This window comes from Rummeliibacillus suwonensis (assembly GCF_007896435.1).
Lineage (GTDB): Bacteria > Bacillota > Bacilli > Bacillales_A > Planococcaceae > Rummeliibacillus > Rummeliibacillus suwonensis.
The window spans coordinates 244,905-267,676 of sequence record NZ_VCBL01000001.1 but is presented as its reverse complement, the minus strand read 5'-3'; the positions used below and the strand labels follow the sequence as shown (position 1 = coordinate 267,676).

The window sequence follows — 22,772 nt, the reverse complement described above, 5'->3', positions numbered from 1 at the left end:
TAACCTGAGTTCTTCTCCATCAGTGGGGGATGAAGAAAACCCCACTGATGGAAATTTCACTTTATCTACTCTTTAAATGTTTTTTGCTCCACTCGCCCATACTATCCAGTATAGGAATAAAACTTTGCCCTAAAGGTGTTAACGAATATTCTACTTTAGGAGGCACTTCTTTATAAACCTCTCTGTGAACCATTTGGTCTTCTTCCAATTCTCTCAATTGCCTTGTCAAAATTCCTTTTGAAATTTTAGGTAACAACCTTTGAAGCTCATTGAATCTTCTTGTCTGTTTGCTTAAATGCCATAGGATGATGATTTTCCATTTTCCCGCGATGATGTCCTGGGCTTGTGTAACTGGACAAACCTCTATTTGTTCCTCTGGGGGATCACCGATGAACCGACTTCGTGCCATGATAACTACGTCTCCTTCTTAATAGTACTATTTTTGCGACTATGTTATAAAAAAATGACTACTTTTAAAAAAACATCTAAGACTATAATATGAAATTAAGACTAAAAATGAAATAAAAAAATGGAGGAGATCATCATGAAATTATTAGTAACAGGTGCAACAGGAAAATTTGGTACCAAAGTTGTAGAGACGTTATTGAAGACTGTACCAGCAAATCAACTGGCTGTCAGTGTTCGTAATCCAGAAAAGGCGAAGGATTTGCAGGCTCGTGGAGTAGAAGTTCGACATGGAGATTTCGATGTTCCAAAAACATTGGATTCTGCTTTTGCAGGTGTTGACCGCTTATTAATCATTTCTGCGGATGGCGACAATGAAACAAGAATCCGCCAACATGCCAATGCGGTAGAAGCAGCAGAAAGAGCAGGCGTCCGATTCATTGCGTATACTAGCATAGCGAATGCACAAGAAAGTAAAAATTTATTTGCCCCAGCTCACAAACCTACTGAAGCAGCGATTAAAAAAACGGGCATTCCTTATTCCTTCTTACGCAACAATTGGTATTTGGAAAATGAAATCCCAAGCATTCAAGGTGTCTTAGCAGGAGCTCCTTGGGTAACATCAGCAGGAAATGGAAAAGTAGGGTGGGCGTTACAACAAGATTATGCTGAAGCAGCGGCTGCAGTATTATCTGGTAATGGACATGAAAATACGATTTACGAGCTTTCTGGAAAACCTTTGACGCAGGAAGAATTGGTTTCTATCCTTGGAGATGTATTGGGCAAAGAAGTCCCTATTCAACAAGTTGATGATGCCACTTACGCCGATATAATGAAGGCTGCAGGAATACAAGATTTCGTTATTCCTATCCTTGTTGACATTCAAAAAAGTATTCGACAAGACTCATTAAATGTCGCTAGCCATGATTTCGAAAAAATCCTCGGTCGCCCAGCTACACCGATCAAAGAGGCACTTACTCAAATTGTAAACGGAATTACCCAACATAAATAGGCGAGGTAGATAAGGGCTTTCCAAAAGTAAAAAGAGGCACGCGGACATGAGTTGATAGCTACTTAAAAATAAAACCGCATGAAATCATGGTGTTTACATTTGATTTCATGCGGTTTATTTTAAAAGGGCTGTGCCCCAATCTCTTTTAATATTTTCAAATGGGTTTCTATTTCAGATGAAAGCTGCCCTTGCATTCGTGAGCAGGAAAATCTCTATTGTATAAGGGCTCAATTCATCATGTAAAATACATTTATTCTTGATGTAATGCTTGAATGACGTCTATTTTCGTCGCTTTTCGAGCTGGACGCCAACCACTTAAAACGGCAACACCAATGCTGATCAATGAAGCAATGACTACAAGCTCCCAAGGAATTGTTGAAAAGCGAATTCCTGCCTCTTCAATTCCACCATCAGATATCACCGCATCTAAAATTTTCGGCAATGCTAGATTTGCCAAAAAACTAATGATATAAGAAATAATAATGGCAATAACCGTCCCCAACACACCAATATACGCACTTTCCATTATAAACAATCGCTGAATCAGCTTTGGACCAGCACCAATCGCCTTCATGACGCCTATCTCACGCGTACGTTCCGTAACGGCCATCGTCATTGTATTAAAAATACCGATAGAAGCAATGAGCACTGCAATGGTTCCTACAAAAATAAGCCCCACTTTTAATGCTAAGAAAAATACATTGAGTTGATCTAATTGTTCTGTTACTGAATAGACAGATAAATTCATCGCTTTTAACTTTTTCAGTACACCCTTAACTGCCTCCATATCAGTTGCATAGGCATTGTAACTTACGTTATAAAAGTCTTTTTCTTGCACTTTTTTATCAACAATACCATTATAATCATTTAAAATATTGGATTTCATAGCATCACTGATTTGTATACTGGTATCCATAGCCCATTCTTTAGAAGGCTTTTCACCAATCCCAACGATTTTATATTGTCGTACTTTTGTATGCTCTTCTTCATTCTCCAGTGTAAAGGATAAGGAAATTGTTTTACCTAATAAGGAATGCTGGTAACCTTTGTTATTTTTTTCTTCCTTCTTCCCTTCCTCTTTCGCACTCTGTTCTTCCTTTTTCGTCAATAAGTTTTGTCCTAAGTTATACCCTACAATAATTTCATCTGCTTTTGTCGGATATGTACCTGCCGATAATTTGATTTTTGCCTTTTGTTGTTCTTTAAAATTTGTAAATACCATTTCACCAGATCCGGAGCGATTTTCGAGTTTCACATTTGCCGTAAGCGGCTCATTGAATTGTGTTGTTTCAACTAATGCTTGAACGTTTGGGATAGCCTTTACAGCTTTTTGATCAATGCCTTTTTCATCATTCCCATAAACTTCAATTTTCGTCACAGCACTATCAGATAAGATGTCATTTTTTAAAGATTCCTGTAATCCAAATGCAATGGATGCCAATACGATTAAAAAGGCACATCCCATCGTTGTAGCTAGTATGGTTGTAAAAACACGCATACGGTTTCTCTTGACATGTTGTCTGACAAAATCAATCTGATCTCTAAACAGCATGTTGCACAACCTCCTTTAATACACCATCATGCATAAGAAACTTTCTATGTGCTATATTGGCTACTTCCTCATCATGTGTAATAATGATAAACGTAATATCCATAGATTCATTTAATAACGCGATCAACTGTAAAATTTCTTGTTCTGTTTCCGAGTCTAAATTTCCAGTCGGCTCATCTGCTAAAATGATTGGTGGATTTGTTATAAGCGCTCTTGCAATACATACACGTTGCTGTTGACCTCCTGATAGTTCATTCGGATAATGATCAAAAACAGTTTCCAAACCTACCTTTCTAATGATCTTATTCACTATTTCAAAACGTCTATGCTTATCTATACCTTGGATCTTCAGCGGCAATTCAATATTTTCGAAAGCCGTTAGCCCCGGCATCAGCTGAAAGTTTTGAAAGATAAAACCAATGTTCTCAGAACGAAATATTGCATACTCTGATTCTGTCAGTGTAGTGGTTTCTTTGCCTTGTATGATAATTGACCCTTCCTCGGGCTTTAAAAATCCTGCTACCGCATTGAGTAATGTCGACTTACCGGAACCACTTTTCCCAACAATCGAAATAATCTCTCCTTTAGCGACTTCAAAAGAAATATTCTTTAATACGGGAATTTTTTTCTCGCTTCCCTTTTTACCAATTGTAAATGTGTGGCTGACATTTTGTATATGTATCAAATAGATCTTCCCCCTTTTAACAATCAGTATAAATGGAATATCTTAATAATTTCTTATTAAAAAACTGAAGAATTTCTTAAGATTTGTTTATCAAGTACCGTAATTTTTGTTACATGAATCAATTTCATAAACCTTTTTCTATCTAGATTCTGTATTATGAAATTGATTCATATAAAAAACCATATTGACTCTATTATTTTATCCATGAAAATAGAGTGTCAAAATGTCACTTTCATAACATCTCAACACTCTATGATTTTTGGTTTAAAGTCCTTAAGGTATGATTACGCGATTTCTTCCTTGTTTCTTCGCTTGGTATAAGCATTGGTCAGCCTTTTCAATCAATTTAGTAGGTGTATTTTCTGTGATTGGATATTCCGCTATGCCAGCAGAAATTGTTATACTTTCACCTGTGGGACTTGGTGTATTTTCAAGACTCTTACGCAAAATTTCCGCAACCCGTTCTATCGAAAATCGGTGCTGATATATACACAATTTCACGATTTGTCATAGCTTTATACGGTTCCGATATCATAGGTGTTTGTTTTTTTAATGCATTTTTAATAGCATTAGATGTTAAAATTTTTCCTTTAATATTGATCGTTTGAGGGGACGTTGCTAGAACTTCTCCATTTGCATCAACAATTGATATGGAGTTAAATGTATTGGTTTGCCTTTTTAAGCGATCCGCTTCCTCTAGAAGGCGATTTTCATTATCCATGTATTTAGCAAGTATCTTTGAGTTTACCGTTAAGGTTTGCAGCGTCTCATCAAAATAATTTGTGGCTGTAGTTGCTAGTTTAGTAGCATATACCCGATTAGTTTCTAATGTATTGTTCATTAAATTTTGCTTATTCATGCGATAACTACTCCAAAGACTACTTGCAATAGTTAAAATAAAGGCCAATGCTACAACACCAATGATTAAATGCTGCAACTTTAATTGAAAAGTTTTCATTATTTCAGTCTCACTTTTTCCTTTTATTTTAACAGAAATATAGACTGACGACTAAAATGAAAAACAAGATAGACCTATATGAAGAAAAATGATGATTCTATCGTTTTTCAGAGGTGTCGCTGCGTTTAATCTAAGGTCTCGTTTTATCTAGGCACTAATCTCCTAAGCATCATAATGGCTCCATTCTAATTCATACTTTATAAAATACTAGGCGTGTTGATTATCCAATTTAATCCATAAAAATAGGGGGATTCATTGATTTCCGCTCCGACTTGCTCGCTTTCCTGCGGGCGAATGCTGGGGGCAACAGGATGTTGGTCACGGAGCCGTTGCCACAGGACGTGGCGCCCTTAGACTCCGTTCCTTAATCGCTACGCTGCGGGGTCTCATCTATTCGCTTTTCCCGCGGGACATTGAATTTTCTTCCTCGAATCACACCGCACGAAGGAAATGCTTGCATTTTCGAGGACTCGAGCAAGCCTCCGCTCCAATCTATATAAATTGTCTTAAAAATACAGAGTTTTTTAAAAATTACACCAAATATGTATTCCTAATTTTTGTAAAATCAACACGTGTGTTAAAATATCAACTCCTACTTTTGGTGAAGTATCTATTTATATACAAGAAACCAAATTAAAAATAGCTAAGCTCGAAGAACACCATTCTTCAGTTTAGCTATTTTTCTCAATCAAGATGGGTAAAGGCTATTTGCATTAAAACCTACGATTTAACATGATATCTCCCCTTTGGCACCACTAAAGGGGTAGCTGAAATAGGATCATTAATCACAGCACAATCCAACCCAAAAATATCCTTCACTAATGTACTTGTAATAATATCAGATGGCTTGCCCTCTGCCACGAGTTGTCCTTTTTGCACTGCAAAAATATAATCCGCATAACGAGCTGATAGATTGATATCATGAAGAACCATTACAATGGTCGTACCGTATTTTCGATTAAGATCTGTGAGTAAATCTAAAATTTCTACTTGATAAGTAATATCTAAAAACGTTGTCGGCTCATCAAGAAATAAAATATCCGTTTGTTGCGCTAGAGCCATTGCAATCCAAACACGTTGCCTTTGACCACCTGATAATTCATCGATATGACGATCTGCAAATTCGGTAATATTCATCATTTCTAATGCTTCTGCTACTGCTTCATAATCTTTTTTCGTCCAGCCCTTCATGACGCTTTGATGTGGAAAACGGCCGCGACCGACGAGATCTGCTACCGTAATGCCTTCTGGGACGATTGGGGACTGAGGAAGCAGTCCTAATACTTTCGCCAATTGTTTTGGTGCCATTTTATGAATGGATTTACCGTCTAATAGCACATCCCCACCCGTTGGCTTTATTAAACGTGCCATTGTTTTTAGTAGTGTTGATTTCCCACAACCGTTAGCACCGATAATGATGCTAATTTGATTACTTGGAATCGATAAGTTGACGTCGTTTAAAATCGTTTTATTGTCATATCCGGATTGAATATGTTTCGTTTCAAATGTATGAGTTGTCATTAAATATCTCCCTTTCGATTAATACGAATTAGCAAGTAAATTAAATATGGTGCACCGATAATCCCTGTAATAACACCTACCGGATAGCGGGTTTCAAAGGCAAACTGACCAATTAGATCCCCACCTAACACTAAAATAACCCCAATTAAACCTGCTGGAAGAATATTTGAAAACCCAACCCCAACAACACGTTGAGCGATAGGTCCTGCTAAAAAGGCTATAAACGCAATTGGGCCGGTTGTTGCTGTAGCTAAAGCGATAATCAATACCGCACTAATCATTAATATGACGCGAGTTTTATTCGTATTAACGCCTAAAGAAGTCGCCGCTTGCTCACCTAGCTCTAGCATTTCAAGTTGTTTCGCAAAATAAATGAGCACAGGTGTTACAATCACGACGGCAATGATTAATGGATACGTCATTTCAAGCTCTGCCCCATTTAAACTCCCACTTAACCAACGTAAAGCATTCGGTAAGTCATTCGTTTTTCCAATTAGCATTAAATACGAAATAAATGCATTTAACATCGCTTGAATACCAATACCAATCAAAATTAATCGACCGATAGAAAAAGAGGTTCCTTTTGATAATCCATAAATGATAGCAACCGTTACGAGTCCTCCGACAACTGCAGCAAGCGAAACAACCGTACTACTTGTATGCAGAACGATAATGCAAAAAACTGCAGCTGCACTAGAGCCTGTTGTAATCCCAATAACATTTGGATTAGCTAATGGGTTACGTAGCATTGTTTGGAAAATATAGCCCCCAGCTCCAAAGGCAAATCCCGCAAATAACCCAGCTACTGTTCGTGGCAATCGAATTTCGTTAATGGCAAAAGAGGCACCTGGAATTGTCTCACCAAGTAAAACGTCGATGACATCTGCTACCGGATAAATCGTATTCCCGAGTATCATCATCGTACAGCATAAAACAATGGTAATAATAGCTAAAATGATCGTGATGCCGACATAGCGATTTCGACGTTTTTTTCTTGCTTTTATAATTTTATTCATCGTTTCATTCATCATATTGTACGCATTTTCGCTTTCATTGTAATTAATATTAAAATTGGTGCGCCAATAAAGGCCGTTAAAATCCCTACTTCTAATTCCCCTGGACTACCAAGGAAACGTCCGCATACGTCTGAAATCAATAAAATGATGGCTCCAGACACTGCCGCTAAAGGAATCAGGAAACGAACATCTGGTCCTACGACCAATCGAATCAAATGGGTAGCAAGTAAACCAATAAATCCGATTGGACCAGCCAGTGCCGTCGCTGCCCCACAAAGTAAAACACCGGCAAAAGCCGCTAACATGCGAATAACTCCTGTTCGCACACCTAAGCCTGTCGCTACTTCATCACCAAGTGCCAACGCATTCAATGCAGGTGCTACTAATATCGCAATAACAATACCTGCCATGAAAAATGGAATAAAAATATGTACCGAATCCCAGTTAGCAGATCCTACACTCCCAACTTGCCAAAAACGAAATTGATCCATGACATTCGTGCGTGGAATTAAAATAGCCGTAACGAGTGATGACAAGATGGCTGTCGTCGCTGCTCCCGCCAATACGAGTTTCAGTGGTGTAGCGCCACTTGCTCCCATCGATCCAATTCCGAAGACAAATACTGCCGTCAACATCGCACCAACAATAGCTAACCAAATATATTCACTTGGAGAATGAATGCTTAAAAAAGCAATCCCACAAACGACAAATAAAGATGCACCCGTATTGACACCTAAAATACTCGGATCTGCAATTGGATTTCGTGTGACAGATTGCATCAGTGCCCCAGATACACCGAGAGCTGCCCCACAAATTAAACCGAATATTGTTCTTGCGATACGTTGCCGCACAACACTTGCTTCATGACTTTCTACAGAAGGATGAAACAAGCCATCTATAAGCCCTTCTAGACTAATTGTACGAGAACCAAATGCAAGAGACATGCCAATACTAACAATAAGTAAAATGAGCAAAAGGGCTACTACCTTTGCTAAATGCTTTGGTAGTAACCTTTGCTTATTTCCTTTTTCAGGAATATTTTTCATAATTATTTAACGTTTTTTGCCACGTCTGAGATTTTAGATAAGTAGTCATCAATTGTGTATTTGACTGATAATGGGCTTGGTGTACCAGCGGCTGCTAGAGGTGTATTGTCTTCAATGACAACAACATTCCCTTTTTTAATAGCTGGAACTTTACCTAAAATAGGATCTTTTTGAAGCGTTTTTAATGTTGTATTATTGCCGTATACAACTAATAATTCTGTATCATTTAATGCATCTGCATTTTCTGCACTTAATTCAAGATAGAAACTGCTATCATCTTTAATTTGTTTTTTAATACCTTCAGGATATTCCATCCCTACTTCTTCTAACATTTCCCCACGTGGATCTGATGGTGTGTAGATGTAGAATTTAGATAAATCTGTTGTATTGAACATACCGAAAGCGGCTTTTTTACCTTTAATGTCTGGATATTTTGCAGCAGTATCCGCGATTAATTTTTCAGTATCTTTAATTAATTGTTCTCCTTCTTTTTCCATACCCATACCCATTGAATCGTATTTCACTTGATCACGCCATGAAGTTACCCATGGTTGATCTTTATATGCAACTACGGGAGCAATTTCACTTAACTTTTTATAATCTTCTTTTGTAATTCCAGAGTACGCAGCTAAAATTACATCTGGTTTAGAATCAGCAATTGCTTCGTAATCTAGACCGTCCGTATCTTGATAAACATTCGGGCTTTTAGCACCGAGTTCATCTAATTTTTCTTGTGTCCAAGGTAAGATACCTGTGTCGTTATCCTTAATTCCGTAGTTAGCTGCCGAGAAACCTACAGGTACAACGCCAAGTGCTAAAGCTACATCTTGGTTCGCCCATTGAATCGTAGCAACTCGTTTTGGTTTACTTTTAATAACGGTTTCGCCAAAAGCGTGTTTGATGGTAATTGGATATTCAGCATCTGCTGCTTCAGAATCCGTTTTAGAAGCAGATTTATTGTCATCTGATTTAGATGAATCGTTTGAACAACCTACTAATGATAGGATAGCCACTATTGAAAATACTAACATTAGTATGAAGGGTACTTTTCGTTTTTTTTGCATATGTAATCTAATTCCTTTCTAGTTTTCATTTGTGATGGTAACCAATGAAACATAAACTAGATGGAGAATCATCCCCTGCTCTATCATGTAAATGATTATCATTCTCAAATATAATACCCGTTTTTAATTTTATTGTCAATGACAGAATCTATGTCAGATACTTAAAAAATCTGACAATAGCATGTAATTGAAGGTTTTTATTCTAATTAGGCTGACTAGGACTAGTACTCACTATCTAAAAATAACTTTGCATTTTTAGGTAAATCAATTTCATAATGCAAAATCCAGATGAAAAACACGAACATTTATAATCAACATGAACATTAATATTCAGAAGTTTTTGTTCCACTCCAGACGGCGCTTTCCACGGGCTTGGCTTCAATCTCCTCGTCACTACGTTCCTGCGGGGCTTTCAGCTCAAGCTTTTCCCGTAGGAGTCGCCGTCTTCCGCTCCACAATTATCAAAATTAGTTATTATTAAATGTTCGTATTTTTTAAGAAGAAAATGATTTATGAAATTGATTCAGGTACCTTTATTAAAAAATAAAAAACAACCTCTTACAGATTGGATATCTGAGGAGATTGATTTTAATGGACCTAATAATTGAACTTTTTCTTTTACCTGTAGATATAGGAGTCAAATTTATACATGATATGTTAGAATTGAGTAAATAAAAAGATACTACAAGGCCTTCCAAGCTAAGTACAATGATCACTAGGATCGATGGCTTAAAAGAGGAATCATATTATTAGGGATTAAAGAAAATCTGGATTTTATGGAAGATCAACAACGATAGAATAATTAAAAATCAAAATAAAGTGAAGCTTCTATCAGTAGGGGTTTTCTTCATCCCCCACTGAGCTAGAAGAACTCAGGTTAAAAGCGCCACGTCCTGTGGCAACACCTGAGGAACCAACATCTTGTTGGCCCGAACCTATCGGACTTTTACGGGCAGTTGCCCCCCACCTATCTTTCTCGTTTCTCTCTTCATCTTGAGGTGGGGGTCTTACTGTCCGTTAAAGCTAGATAAAACAAGGCAGTGTTTTCAGCATCGCCTTTATTATTGAGGGGGATTTAAATGACTGAAAACAAGTTACCTGTTTCTCCAACAATACCATTATTAATCGGTGTTGTTGCCATTTCTTTTTCATCCATTCTAGTTAAATGGTCTGAAGCCCCTGCTTCTATTTTAGGTATGTATCGATTGTTCTTCACAATCATCATTCTTTTCCCCTTTCTACCTTGGAAGCAAATGAAACATATCTCTAAAAAACTAACAATAAAGGATTGGACGTTGCTTTTTATTTCGGGCATTTTTTTAGGCCTTCACTTTTTATTTTGGATGGATTCTTTAAAACATACTACGGTTGCAAGCTCCATGATTTTAACAACGCTTGAGCCCGTCTTCGTAATGATTGGTGCATACTTTCTCTTTAAAGAAAGGACAAGCCCCATCGGATTATTCAGTGTCTGTTTAGCCATTACTGGATCGATCATTATCGCTTCTGGAGATATTGGATTATCTTCTACTGCTTTATATGGCGATTTTCTCTCTATCCTTGGTACACTAGCTGTTGCGATCCATATGTTAGCTGGACAAAACCTATGCAGAAAAATCCCACCCTCCATTTATAGCACATTTGTATTCCTGATTGGGGGCACTATTCTGCTCTTTTACAATCTTGCTAATAACGTTTCATTGATCCATTACGCTAAGAATGATTGGATTATATTTCTGTTGCTTGCCTTCATCCCTAATATTTTTGGTCATGTTTTATTCAACTGGCTACTGAAATATGTAGATGCTACAACCATTTCAATGAGTATTTTAGGGGAACCAATTGGTGCGATCATTCTAGCCTATTTACTATTAGGAGAAGGAATCACCCTATTACAAACTATAGGTGGTGTTCTCGCTATTTTTGGAGTAGGTATCTTCTTGAAAACAAAATCAAACAGTGTGGCTAGTCAAACGTGATAACGCCATATTTCATTTATAATTGACAAGCCCCCTTATCCTTTTTAGGGAGGGCTTATGATCATTCCATTGAAACTGTGCTAAGCAACAAAACAATTAATTTGACCAATTTATTTACTCCTGGCTTTTTCAATCCCCATACACTCCAATAATTTATCAGGTAACGATGGAACCTCCATTTACGAAAATAATTTGTCCTGATATGTATGACGAGTCCTCTGAGGCTAGCAGAACATATGCAGGAGCCAACTCAAACGGTTGACCTGGGCGTTTCAATGGCACTTCCGTTCCAAATGTGGTTACTTCTTCTGCCGTAAATGCAGAGGGAATTAACGGCGTCCAAGTTGGTCCCGGTGCTACTGCATTTACTCGAATGCCTTGATCAGCAAGTGAAAGGGATAAAGAGCGGGTAAAGGAAACAATTGCTCCTTTGGTAGCCGTATAATCAATCATATTGGCCATACCTGAAAATGCGGTATCGGAGGTCGTATTAATGATGGAGCTTCCTACACGAAGATGAGGCAAAGCGGCTTTCGTCATATCAAAAAACGAAATAATATTAGTTTGGAATGTATTCATCAGCTGCTCTTTTGTAATATCCATAATGCTTTTTTGATGAAACTGAACACCATGATTGTTTACTAAAATATCCAGTTTTCCATAAGTTTTTAGCGCTGCTTCTACAACAGCATAACAGTTTCTCTCCTGTCTCAAATCTACAGAGATAAGTAAACATTGACGGCCTAAATTGTTAATGATTTGTTTCGTTTCTGCCGCATCTTGATGCTCATCTAGATAAGCTATGACGAGGTCAGCACCTTCCTTGGCAAACGCTATAGCTACGGCCCTGCCAATTCCACTGTCCCCACCCGTAATAATCGCCACCTTATTTTTCAGCTTCTGACTCCCCAAATAAGTAGGATTTTCTGATAAAGGACGGGGATTCATCAAATACTCAAAACCCGGATGTCTATCTTGATGCTGCGGTGGAAAGACAACAGGAACATTGTTACATTGTTTCTTCCACCCGATATAAGGATATATAAAATAAGTCATGACTATTTCTCCTCTCGGATTCAATCGCATAATTCAATTTATTCTTTAGAAATTGTAAAATGACTATTTCACTGACATTAACAGCAAACGTGCCAAGCACCAAAACAAGTTTAACAACCGTATACAATTGACGTTATTATTTTTATTACATCAATTAGCCTTGATAAGAAAGAAGGAAATGCATACCATCAAAAATATAGGAAGGGTGTGAGGGAGGTAAATTCAAGGGCTTTTATGAATGCCAAAAAGAAACTTGAACCAAAACAAAAACTACTCATTTTCTACGAGTAGTTTTAAGTTAGATTTTTGTTACTGTCCTACCTAATGATCTTCAATTGTACAAGTAACTTATAAATGCTAAATCCCAAAATAGCACCTAGTAAGTTCAATAGCAAATCATCAATATCAAAACTTCCTAATCTAGTTATGACTTGAATAATTTCTATTGATAGTAATACCAATATGATTGTTATTATGTATTTTTTAAAAATACTTAAACGCTTAAACAGAATAGGTAGAAAAATTCCCATTGGTAAAAATAATACGAAATTGCCTAACAAATTCTTAATGGGAATATCTCGATTCATGGTTCCATCTTGAAGAGCATTGATATAGGTATTAATTGTCTTAAAAGGAACAAAATTTGAACTATATTTTATATACTCAAGTAAAGTCAACTCATGTGCGAATCCTAATCCCCTTGAACTCATAAACAAAATGACTGCTAGTGCAAATAAATAAATACCGAAACTAACTTTTAAAGCAATTTTCAATAGATTCCTCAACTCTAAACCCCTTCCCTAAACAGACATTATTCAATGCTTACCTCTTTTTAATGCTTTTACTACATACTCTTAAGTAACTTCTCTTGATGCATTTTTTGTATGGCTTCGTCGCGACCTGAAACTTGTAAATGCGAATATAACTGTTGAAGATAACGTTCTACAGTTCGTTGTGCAACAAACAAACTCTCAGAAATTTGTTTGTTTGTGTATCCTTGATTTAAATACCTTAGAAGCTGTTGTTCTTTTTTGGATAGATTCATTTTCATTTGAGCATGATTTAACTGATGATTCACAAATTCTAAAAAATGTTTAGAAATGACGATATTCCCGTCCATCACCTCATAAACCATTCGTATTAATTCTTTTTGGGAAGCCGTTTTCGATAAAACGCCATTCACTTGTTGATTTAAAACAAATGAGTAATAATTGGAAATATCATCACCTGTATATAAGATGATCGCTGCTTGGGGTTGATATTCTCGGATTTCTTTAGCTAATGTTAGACCATCAATGAGTGACATATTAACATCTACAAGGTAAACATCATATTTTTCGATTGCCATTTGAGATAAGACTTTTTGGGGATTGACTTGCGTTGATATGCATATTTCTTTTTCGTTTTGAAAGAGTGCTCTTGTCCCCTCTAAAATAAGTGGATGATCGTCAACAATAAGCAATCTAATCATTTTTTATAAACTCCTCCTCAAATACAATATGCACTTTAACTCCTTCTGATCGCTTAGTCATGATGTCCATTGAACCATTAAAAGCTTCTACACGTTCTTGAATTCCTTGCAATCCAAATGTTTCGCCCTTTTTCACCTGCTCTCTGTCAAATCCAACACCATTATCTTCATAGTGAATCATACATCCATTTTCCAGCTCTTCTAAGTGAATCATGATCTTCGTAGCACAGGCGTGTTTTTGAGCATTATTTAATAGCTCTTGAATAATGCGATAAATGGTTAATGGTAAATCTTCGTTTTCTAAATAGAGCCGATCAAAAGAATAATCCAAATCAAATTCGCTTTCAAGAGCCATTTTTCTTGCAAGCTGTTCAAGTGCGGGCTGCAATCCTTGCTTTGCAAGAAGTGGAGGTTTTAATGTTTCGCAATAAGTACGTAAATTGGTAATACTTTCGATGAATTGCTGATAGATAGAACTCAACTCTGGTTGAGAAGATACGACCATATTTAATTGCCGTGCAATATGGTAATACTTTTGTAGTATGGTGTCATGCAATTCTTGCGCCACTTTATACTTTTCCTCATCCACCCGTATATAAATAAGTTTCTTAAGCCAGTTCGGTAAAAAATCATTTTTTGTAGATACTTTTTGTAATTGCTCCATTAGCTCTTCAATAATTTTCGTGCTAGTCAGAAAATTATCAACATATGAATAAAAAAGCTCTAGCCAAACGATTTGTTCATTTTGTAGATGAATCGACTTCTTAGGAATATCAATATATAGAGAATTGGAATGCTCACAATGAATCAAACTTGTGTACTTTTCTTTTTCGATTATCATCTTCCCAATAACTAGGTGGCCTTCTTCACAGGAGGTGTCTGTTTGTCTAATCGTCACATCATTTATATGTAAATATTTTTCCACAACTTGCTTTACATTTTGCAAAGATTGTTCCAATGTATAGCTCTTGCTTAATATACGAATATTTTTATATAAATCATGCATATGATTCCCCTTCATCGTAAATAAAACACTTCTGTTTTTAAAATCTAAGTGTTCTTTTAAATATAAGAAAATCATCGTAGAAAAGTATATGAAAATACTAAATAAAGCAACCTTAAAAAAGGCTAACTTTATAAATACTGAAGTTCCCAAAACAATCCAAATTACAAAAAACAAACTAATCCAGCTATAGTACATTATACGAGCAATATAATATGTTAAATTGAACAATTGTTCTACAATATGTAAAGCTATAATATTAAAAGGAATAAGCAATAAAAAAACTACACAATATTCGGGATTTAAAATATCCTTTTTATTTAACAGATACGGTAATATATAAAAAAATACAAATGGTGCAAATGGAAGTAACATGCCTATGAACATATAATACATTGGACGTATTTTCAAATAGAACATGCCATAAAAGGTAATAGTGATTAAACAAACGATCAAAATTAAAAAAATCGTTAGAGTAACGGATGGCTCATCTCTTTTTAAAGAAGGAACCACATTCATCACTAAAGGAATTAGCGACAAGGTATATAACAATCTCGTCCATAGAGTAGAATAGTTCTTTTTTTTAATCAGATTTATATAGTGGATCAAGAAATTACATAGTATCGCTAAAGAAAGAACCATAAAACTGGAAATAAGTATACTCCCCAGTATATTTCCTAAACTGGATAAATGAGAACTAGTATAAGCTAAAGATGTACTTAGTAAAAAATTTATTAAGTAATCCATTAATGGAATTTCTTTTTTCTTAAACATTAAATATAAAGAAAGAATTAAACTAAATACCGCATAGAATGTTGGGACTATAACTGTGAACAAAGACCAATAGAGTATATCAAATGGCTGGAGTTTTGCAGAATAAAAATCCCCTTCATTATCTTTCAAAATTAAAGTAGAAGCTGTCATTAATTCATCATTTTTTAAATAGGGTGATGAGTGGTTTAAACGTTGTCCATTTACCAACATAATTTCATCTTCATACTTAATATGATTCTTTTGAAGCCAAGAAGCGTATATATCCGCTTTATTGTCTTTAGAGAAGTGCCAAGAATTATTTACATTTTCAAGCTTTATTCCTAAATAGGGATGTGTATATGCAAAGGTTAACATATACACACTTAGAGATATGTAAAAGAAAATTTTAATCATTTGATTTAGTGAGATTTTATTTCCAATAAGATTCATATGAAATATCCAAATCACTTAGTTCAAGAACTTTAATAATTTCATTGAGTTCATCTGTAGTATATCCAATTAATGAAGCATTTCCGCATTTTAGAATTTCTAATAAATTGTTTTCCTCAATATGTTGAACTATTTCTAACATTTTAATTCCTTCCTCCTATATTATTTATAAAATTGTTTATATAACTTTTAGCTTCTAAGGTTAAATCAAATTGATTCAAATTTTTAGTAGCCTTTATCTGATAGCTTTTTTTTATTAGATTTGCATATTGAAAAGCTAAGCTATTGTTAAATATATCTACTGGATTGCTATAGGGTATAAATAATTTTCCTTTGCACTTATAAACATTAATCAAATATTCAGTGAAAAAGGAATATCTGTTTAAAATATAGAGTATAGGGAGAGAAAATCGCCCATTTAGGAAGTCATTCTTTTCATCCCATGTTTTTAAGCAATGCATATCATTGTTAATTTGCTGTATTGCCCCTAACGCCATACTATAAGATATACAATGATCGTCAATGTGACCATCCGCTAATACTTTGCCAGTAAGACAGCTGAGAGTTGTCAAAGAGCCCGATTTATCTTCAATCATTTTCAAATAAACCTCTTCTTTTTTGCCCTCATTTTGTAAATCTAGTTGTTGTCCATTTATACTACGCATGACATATTTGCATATAATCTCTAATGCTTGGTGTTTGTGTTTGAAAGATGTTTTTAAAATAACCAGCATGCATTTATGCAACATATATAAAACGGTATTCAAAGAATGAGAAGGATTTTTCATCCAAATTTCTTGAGAATCCTGATCTTGTAAATCATCCACGATATCCAAAGATAGTATAAGCATTTCAATGGCAGCAGCCGCTAGATAAATTTCTAAATTTTTCTCCTGTGAAAAACTTTCAAAATGGAGCACACATAAAGTGCCAAAAGGACGTTCCTCTACAGATTTAGTACGCACATAGTTAGAGATTAATACTTTTAAGTCTTCTTCAAGATCTTTATCATTTTGGATGATTTCTTCTAAAAAAAATTAATCTTATTCTGTATGACAACAATATCCATTGAATCCCTCCATTTCTCTGTAAAATGACACTTCCATCAGTGGGGTGGTTTTCATCCCCCGTTGAAATAGAGGAACTCAGGTTAAAATCGCCACGTCCTGTGGCAACACCTGAGGGGACCAACATCTTGTTGGTCGAACCAATCGGGCTCATGCGGCAGTTGATCGCCCACCTATTTTCTCGTTTCTCTCTAAACCTTGAGGTCCGGGGTCTTACTTGCCCGTTACGCAGGATAAAAGTTGATATATCATAGCTCATACCATTTTGAAAGGCTAAAAAACGAATTTCAATACAATATATCCATATATTTCTAAATATTAATCTACTATCATTCTTTCGAAACCTTTTGCTGGAGGTGTATGTGAAGAACTACCTAATTTTTTGTCATGATATCGATACACATTAGATCTCTGCAATTTTCCTCCAAAGTTTCTAAGTCAATGAAAGTATTTAGCACTGAATCCTCTATGTCATCCTCGATTGATTGAACGACGGAATCACGAAATTCATTTCAATATACTTATACTATTACCAAAAATGATACACCTTTATAATTATTTACATTTACATATTTTAGCACAAAATACCCAAATGGCAAGGACATATTTTTGTCGGTATACCGTATGAATTTTGTCGTTGCGATGTCGGAATGATGGATGGTAGGCTTTAATTGCTAGCAAACAATTGTATTTTTCCAAGTACATGGAAACCTTAAAATTTATAGGGAGGTCTATATTGAATGAAAAAATTATTCTTTACTTTTTTAATTACTGTCTTTGCAATATCAACATTGGGCAGTAATTTTGTTCAAGCTAAGACAACAGAAGATGATTGCAATCAATGTGAAATTAGATCTAATGAATTGATTAAAGAGATTGAAAAAGATGGGACAGATGTTATTTTTGATGTAAATCAAGAAGATCAAACTATACTTGAAAACTCTTTTATAAAAACACAAGATTATTTTAAATCCAGTATTAACGCAATAGAAAAAAAAGGATTTGAATTTAAACAAGAAGCAAATTCATATTTAATATTAAAAAATTATACTCATGATGATGGTAAAACCTATGAAAAAGTAGGTATCTTAAACGCTTTTTATATTAAAAAGAATAACAAAAGTTTCTATAAATTTTTCGTAGTAGTTGATTTAAAAAATAATGAACCACTTCAATATCAAGTTGTTAAATATACTAATAACTTAAAAAATGCTAAAATAGTCTACGATACATCTTCGGAAGATCTAGAAAAATACAATAAAAATGATAAAATTACTGAATGGCAACCTGAAAATAATCCATCAAAAATAACGCTTATGAAAGCTAAAAAATTCAAATTTAGTGGAATTTCATTTGCTTGTAGTGTATCTGGAATAATAGCATGTGCAGCTGCCTTTGGAGGACTAGCAGCTGTTGTACCAGGTGTTGGTATAGCAGCCGGTCTAGCATGTGAATTAGCATTTGCAGCTGGATGTTCTGTAAGTTAAATAAAAAAGGTTAGGTATAAGTAGAAAACTAATTGATTTAGGATAAATCATGAAATAAAACCGCATAAAGTCAAGGATTTTAAATTCAATTTTATGCGGTTTATTCATTTTAAAAGTTTTTTTGTTCTAACCTCTTTTTTTTGCACTGAATGTAAAGATATCTTTACATTCAGCATTAAAAATATTATTATGTTTATAACAACAATAACGGAGGAGAGAACTTGTGAGTGTAAATAATAAGATTAAATACTTTAGAGAGATTAAGGGGATCACTCAAAATCAGATGGCCTTAGATTTAAAAGTGTCTCGCCAAACAATTGTTGCTATTGAAAAAAGAAAATATAACCCCAGTTTGGAATTAGCATTAAAATTAACGAATTATTTATCTATTTCTATGGATAAATTATTTTGGTTAGAGGAGGATAAATGATGAAATTTTCAACAAAAATTATGTATGTCTTAGCTTTATTTCTTACAAGTGTAGCTGGTGCATATTTAATGAATTTTATCACAGGTGAGGTTAACTATTCTGTTATCCTCGGTGGGTTGGTTGGATCCCTAGTGTTATTTATTTACTTTTTGATTAATGAAAGAAAAAAAGAAAGTGATGTTTCTTTTTATGATGAACGAAGTAAAAAAATAATCACTACATACGTAGCGGTTATTTCTCCTATTTTATTTGTTTTAATTAGTTTTGTAATCATTTTTTTATTATTTTTAGATATCACAACTGTAGATACAGAAACTTTATTTATTTTTCCTATATTAAGTTTAATTATCATTGGTATTGGGGGATTAATCTCCAATAAAATTCTATAAAAAATATTTTTACTGAGCTTTAAAACTTAAAGTTTTAAAGCTCAGTAATCTACGTTCCTTATCAACTTCTAAAAAGCTCTTTATCTCTTGTTATTTTATTTTTTCAAACCTCAATAAGGGGCTATGCATTACCAATGCGAACGAACACGGTCATGGTCAATCAGAAGTATTCGAAATGAACTGTATTTATTAATGAATCAACCAGGTCTAGATGGGTTAAAAAGAAGATATTCACAATCCCCACTGGGTAATTGAACTGTTTTTCAAATAGAGGAAACAGCATTTGAACATCAAAAAGTTTTGTGGGTACAGGAACAAGTGGTGCATAATCAAGTCCACATCATTATGATCATGAATTGTTTAAAGGCTGATCTCTAAATGAAAAATCAGTACAACTACTTACAAATCGGTCGATATTCAAAGACCACTTTATGGAAATTTGCACGTAACTATCCTTCATAAAAAATTAGCTAAAATTAGACATTTCAACTTTTTATCCATTTTAATAAGGACTTTCCATCGGTTTCTCCCACTATTTTTTTCACTTCTTTCCCGTTTTTATAATAAATTACAGTAGGAGTTTCTTGTATATTATAGGTTTTTGCCAAATCTTTAAATTCATAAATATTAAATTTTTTTATTTTAATATTTTGATGGTTAAAAGTGTTATTAACTAGTGGAGTAAAGTATCTACAATGAATACATAACGGACTAAAAAAATAAACATATCCAGAAGTACTTTTAATCTGTTTTAATTCTTTAGGCAATATTACATTATCATAATTTTTATCTTTTAATAATTTTTTAGAAGCATCTGATATTTTTAAATTTCCATATGGGTTACTAGAAGGCCTAGCTTGGTCTCTATTAAAATGTACTAATGTTAATATCAAAAAAAATATTATTATAAGAGAAGTAAAGAAAATGACCTTTTTCATATGCGTTTCTCCTGTCTAAGTTTAAATATGTACATACTGATTATAAATATTATTAGAAATGCTACTAGACTCATCAATGGTATATTAATAAAGCCAAAATACGAGATATAGTCTGTACTACAAGGTATTAAACCACAACTAATATTTTTTTCTATTAACGAAGGGAAAATTACTATTAAATTGTGAATTCCAGATAAAATTACTCCTAAAGTTGAAAATACGAGTGTATATAAGCATATATTAATATTCTTAGAAATTAGGGATATAAATAAAATTATAGCCATAGGATACATTAAAATCCTTTGAAACCAACAAAGTTTACAAGGCTCAAATCCTTTGATTTCCGAAAAATATAAACTTCCAAGTGTTGCTATTAACGATACTATAAACATTAATAAAATTAAATTTTCTTCTTTTTTTCTCATTTTTTATAATCTCCTAAAAAAATTAGTAAAATCAGTCTCTAGTGTCTGTAACACCATTACTAAAGTTTGTAAATTAGGTGTATATTATCCCCCTTTTCGATATTTTCTATTGTTTTTTCTGAAATGCCACACACAATAACTAAGCTTTTTTCCTCGTCAATCCCTTTCTAAGCTCCTCTAGTTTCTTTCCTATAAAATTTAAAATTAGATAATACGTCTTTCAAAGCCAACAAAAGATATTATTGGGTTTTAGGAAACTAACAGCTTTTTGAAAAACCTTTTTATTAATATGAGTTTTATTTCAATAAATTTGCAAAAATATATCTTTACAATTATTCATATTTAATCATTTTAGTATAAAACCACCAAATAACAAGGACATATTTTTGTCGGTATACCGTCTAAATTTTGTCGGTGCGATGTCGAAATGATGAGTGGTAATCTTTTATTACAAGCTAATTATTGTAATTTTTCAAATACATGTAATAGCCTGAAAATCTATAAAAGGAGTTGTTACCATGAATATTAATCTAGATAAAGAACAAATTGCATTAATCCAAAAGAATACGGGGGGTTGACTTTGAACAAAATTCAACTAGTTACAAACGAACTGGATCAACCTGCTCTTGCTGGATTTATGACTACTCTAGCTCTTGGAGAAGAGCATTTCTGGAATTTATAATTTAAAAGGCTGACTCAAAAAGGCAAATATTGCTCAATATGAGTCAGCTTATCTTTTATGGCTTTGTAATTTGGGTATCGAAATCAAGTATTAATGAAAATCGAATCTTTCATAAAAAAGGAATTCCGTGAATGTAATGAATTATGATCTGGAATAACCTCTTCTAATACATAAGGAGTGTAATAATATGTCTTTATTAATATTTAATCCTGTGAATGATTTCCATTGTAATTATCTAATATACAAATTAAAAAAAAGACATATACCCTTTATAGAATTAGGCTCTTTACATTGTAATGAATATTCTTTTAGGGACAATCAATTAATTTATAATGGTAAACTAATAGAAAATGTTAGTTCAATATATATAAGAGGCAATATGTTATTTACACCTACTAACTTAGATGCTCCTTATTTAGATACATATAACGAATACATAAGCTTCAAAAGTCAAATAGAGAATTTACGTTGTTGGCTTAAAATTATGGAACTCAATGGAGTTAGAATGATCAATCCTCCTGAAGAAAACGCTAAATACCTTCAGCTGTATAAACTTATGAATGCTAATTTGCTTATTCCTAAAACATGTATTACAAATTCCTATAGAGAATTAGAGATATTTATGAAATCTGTAGGGGAAACATTAGTATATAAACCGTTGACTGGTGGATATTTTTGTAGAAAATTTAGTAAAGAGGATTTGTTAAATATGGAAGCCTCAATTTTTAAAGAGCCTGTAATTTTCCAGGAATTTATTGAAGGAAAAGACATTAGAGTTTATGTTTTAAATGGGAAAGTGATATCTGCTCATGAAATTCAAAGCAATATTAAGAAATCTACAGTTGATTATAGAACAGATCCTTTATTTCAAAATGGTCACTTAAATTATAAAAATATTAATCTTCCTTCAAAAATACAATCTTTGTGTATAGAAGCCGTAAAAATATTAGGTCTTGAGTTTTCTGGTTTAGATTTTAAATTAACAAGTCGAGGAGATTTTTACCTGCTTGAATGCAATAGTATGCCCATGTATTTAGATCTAGAAATCAAGAATGGCATAAAAATAACCGACTACATTATTGATTTTTTAAATTACAACCATATAGAAAAAGAAGATACAACTTTCCGAGAAGCTATATATACTAATGCAAAAGAAAATCCAAGAGACAAAGAAAACATATTTGATTATAAAAAAATTTATGAAGATTTTTATAATCAACAAAGACAAAAACAACAACTAGTCATTTTACCTATCAATAAATACCAAAAAAAGGAACTAAGAAAGTATAAAAGAGATATTAATGAAGAAGACGGCATTATTATCAGTATTGATCATGAAAATAACATAAAAATCATTGACTTTTGTTAATGCAGAATTCAATT

At 33.8% G+C, this 22,772-nt stretch carries 24 protein-coding genes; 6 read left to right on the top strand and 18 right to left on the bottom strand.

Annotation, left to right across the window (positions count from 1 at the left end):
• Positions 1-61 precede the first annotated feature (61 nt).
• Positions 62-409, bottom strand: a complete 348-nt coding sequence (locus tag FEU33_RS01225; protein ID WP_146547645.1) for a winged helix-turn-helix transcriptional regulator — start codon at positions 407-409, stop codon at positions 62-64.
• 135 nt (positions 410-544) lie between these two features.
• On the opposite strand from FEU33_RS01225, the gene FEU33_RS01220 reads away from it, so the two are divergent.
• On the top strand, positions 545-1,417 hold the full coding sequence (locus tag FEU33_RS01220) for an SDR family oxidoreductase (RefSeq protein WP_146547644.1): 873 nt from the start codon (positions 545-547) through the stop codon (positions 1,415-1,417).
• A 250-nt stretch (positions 1,418-1,667) separates the two neighbouring features.
• On the opposite strand, the gene FEU33_RS01215 is transcribed toward FEU33_RS01220, so the two are convergent.
• From FEU33_RS01215 to FEU33_RS01180, 8 genes are all read right to left on the bottom strand, one after another.
• A complete protein-coding gene (locus tag FEU33_RS01215; RefSeq protein ID WP_146547643.1) occupies positions 1,668-2,969 on the bottom strand; it encodes an ABC transporter permease in 1,302 nt (433 codons plus the stop codon).
• The gene (locus FEU33_RS01210; RefSeq protein ID WP_146547642.1) at positions 2,959-3,654 is read right to left on the bottom strand and encodes an ABC transporter ATP-binding protein; all 696 of its coding nucleotides are present in this window, start codon (positions 3,652-3,654) and stop codon (positions 2,959-2,961) included. The genes FEU33_RS01215 and FEU33_RS01210 overlap by 11 nt, the downstream gene beginning before the upstream one ends.
• 273 nt (positions 3,655-3,927) lie before the next feature.
• Positions 3,928-4,101: a diguanylate cyclase domain-containing protein gene (locus FEU33_RS01205; protein WP_186731281.1), complete on the bottom strand. Its 174-nt coding sequence runs from the start codon at positions 4,099-4,101 to the stop codon at positions 3,928-3,930.
• A complete protein-coding gene (locus FEU33_RS01200) occupies positions 4,094-4,612 on the bottom strand; it encodes a PDC sensor domain-containing protein (RefSeq protein ID WP_146547640.1) in 519 nt (172 codons plus the stop codon). Before FEU33_RS01200 ends, FEU33_RS01205 begins: the two co-directional genes overlap by 8 nt.
• 720 nt (positions 4,613-5,332) lie before the next feature.
• Positions 5,333-6,133, bottom strand: coding sequence for an ABC transporter ATP-binding protein (locus FEU33_RS01195; protein WP_146547639.1), 801 nt, complete (start codon positions 6,131-6,133; stop codon positions 5,333-5,335).
• Positions 6,133-7,164, bottom strand: coding sequence for a FecCD family ABC transporter permease (locus tag FEU33_RS01190; protein WP_146547638.1), 1,032 nt, complete (start codon positions 7,162-7,164; stop codon positions 6,133-6,135). The genes FEU33_RS01195 and FEU33_RS01190 overlap by 1 nt, the downstream gene beginning before the upstream one ends.
• Positions 7,161-8,195 carry a FecCD family ABC transporter permease gene (locus tag FEU33_RS01185; RefSeq protein ID WP_146547637.1) on the bottom strand — a complete coding sequence of 345 codons (1,035 nt, stop codon included), beginning with the start codon at positions 8,193-8,195 and terminating at the stop codon, positions 7,161-7,163. The genes FEU33_RS01190 and FEU33_RS01185 overlap by 4 nt, the downstream gene beginning before the upstream one ends.
• A gap of 2 nt (positions 8,196-8,197) precedes the next feature.
• The gene (locus tag FEU33_RS01180; protein ID WP_146547636.1) at positions 8,198-9,259 is read right to left on the bottom strand and encodes an iron-siderophore ABC transporter substrate-binding protein; all 1,062 of its coding nucleotides are present in this window, start codon (positions 9,257-9,259) and stop codon (positions 8,198-8,200) included.
• A gap of 1,079 nt (positions 9,260-10,338) precedes the next feature.
• Here FEU33_RS01180 and FEU33_RS01175 point away from each other — a divergent pair.
• Positions 10,339-11,238: a DMT family transporter gene (locus FEU33_RS01175; RefSeq protein WP_146547635.1), complete on the top strand. Its 900-nt coding sequence runs from the start codon at positions 10,339-10,341 to the stop codon at positions 11,236-11,238.
• Between the two features lie 156 nt (positions 11,239-11,394).
• Here FEU33_RS01175 and FEU33_RS01170 read toward each other — a convergent pair whose 3' ends face one another.
• The 7 genes from FEU33_RS01170 to FEU33_RS01145 form a co-directional block, all read right to left on the bottom strand.
• The gene (locus tag FEU33_RS01170; RefSeq protein ID WP_146547634.1) at positions 11,395-12,294 is read right to left on the bottom strand and encodes an SDR family oxidoreductase; all 900 of its coding nucleotides are present in this window, start codon (positions 12,292-12,294) and stop codon (positions 11,395-11,397) included.
• Between the two features lie 317 nt (positions 12,295-12,611).
• On the bottom strand, positions 12,612-13,079 hold the full coding sequence (locus tag FEU33_RS01165; protein ID WP_146547633.1) for a VanZ family protein: 468 nt from the start codon (positions 13,077-13,079) through the stop codon (positions 12,612-12,614).
• 59 nt (positions 13,080-13,138) lie between these two features.
• A complete protein-coding gene (locus tag FEU33_RS01160; RefSeq protein WP_146547632.1) occupies positions 13,139-13,765 on the bottom strand; it encodes a response regulator transcription factor in 627 nt (208 codons plus the stop codon).
• The gene (locus tag FEU33_RS01155) at positions 13,758-15,971 is read right to left on the bottom strand and encodes a sensor histidine kinase (protein WP_146547631.1); all 2,214 of its coding nucleotides are present in this window, start codon (positions 15,969-15,971) and stop codon (positions 13,758-13,760) included. The genes FEU33_RS01160 and FEU33_RS01155 overlap by 8 nt, the downstream gene beginning before the upstream one ends.
• Positions 15,952-16,113, bottom strand: a complete 162-nt coding sequence (locus FEU33_RS18605) for a competence pheromone ComX (protein WP_186731280.1) — start codon at positions 16,111-16,113, stop codon at positions 15,952-15,954. The genes FEU33_RS01155 and FEU33_RS18605 overlap by 20 nt, the downstream gene beginning before the upstream one ends.
• 1 nt (position 16,114) lies before the next feature.
• Positions 16,115-16,936, bottom strand: coding sequence for a polyprenyl synthetase family protein (locus FEU33_RS01150; protein WP_186731279.1), 822 nt, complete (start codon positions 16,934-16,936; stop codon positions 16,115-16,117).
• A gap of 43 nt (positions 16,937-16,979) precedes the next feature.
• Positions 16,980-17,192, bottom strand: coding sequence for a hypothetical protein (locus tag FEU33_RS01145; RefSeq protein ID WP_146547629.1), 213 nt, complete (start codon positions 17,190-17,192; stop codon positions 16,980-16,982).
• 586 nt (positions 17,193-17,778) lie between these two features.
• Here FEU33_RS01145 and FEU33_RS01140 point away from each other — a divergent pair.
• The 3 genes from FEU33_RS01140 (at position 17,779) to FEU33_RS01130 (ending at position 19,344) form a co-directional block, all read left to right on the top strand.
• Positions 17,779-18,525 carry a putative immunity/bacteriocin fusion bifunctional protein gene (locus FEU33_RS01140; RefSeq protein ID WP_146547628.1) on the top strand — a complete coding sequence of 249 codons (747 nt, stop codon included), beginning with the start codon at positions 17,779-17,781 and terminating at the stop codon, positions 18,523-18,525.
• A gap of 223 nt (positions 18,526-18,748) precedes the next feature.
• Positions 18,749-18,955 (top strand): helix-turn-helix transcriptional regulator, encoded by a 207-nt coding sequence (locus FEU33_RS01135; RefSeq protein WP_146547627.1) that lies wholly within the window; start codon positions 18,749-18,751, stop codon positions 18,953-18,955.
• Positions 18,955-19,344 (top strand): hypothetical protein, encoded by a 390-nt coding sequence (locus tag FEU33_RS01130; RefSeq protein ID WP_146547626.1) that lies wholly within the window; start codon positions 18,955-18,957, stop codon positions 19,342-19,344. The genes FEU33_RS01135 and FEU33_RS01130 overlap by 1 nt, the downstream gene beginning before the upstream one ends.
• A gap of 485 nt (positions 19,345-19,829) precedes the next feature.
• Here the strand turns inward: FEU33_RS01130 and FEU33_RS01125 are convergent, their stop codons facing one another.
• Together FEU33_RS01125 and FEU33_RS01120 are read right to left on the bottom strand one after the other, a co-directional pair.
• Entirely contained in the window at positions 19,830-20,282 is a 453-nt protein-coding gene (locus tag FEU33_RS01125; RefSeq protein WP_146547625.1) for a thioredoxin family protein, read from the bottom strand.
• Positions 20,279-20,707 carry a disulfide oxidoreductase gene (locus FEU33_RS01120; RefSeq protein ID WP_146547624.1) on the bottom strand — a complete coding sequence of 143 codons (429 nt, stop codon included), beginning with the start codon at positions 20,705-20,707 and terminating at the stop codon, positions 20,279-20,281. Before FEU33_RS01120 ends, FEU33_RS01125 begins: the two co-directional genes overlap by 4 nt.
• A gap of 869 nt (positions 20,708-21,576) precedes the next feature.
• Between FEU33_RS01120 and FEU33_RS01115 the strand changes: the two genes are divergently transcribed.
• Positions 21,577-22,758 (top strand): ATP-grasp domain-containing protein, encoded by a 1,182-nt coding sequence (locus tag FEU33_RS01115; protein WP_146547623.1) that lies wholly within the window; start codon positions 21,577-21,579, stop codon positions 22,756-22,758.
• The last annotated feature ends 14 nt before the right edge of the window (positions 22,759-22,772 follow it).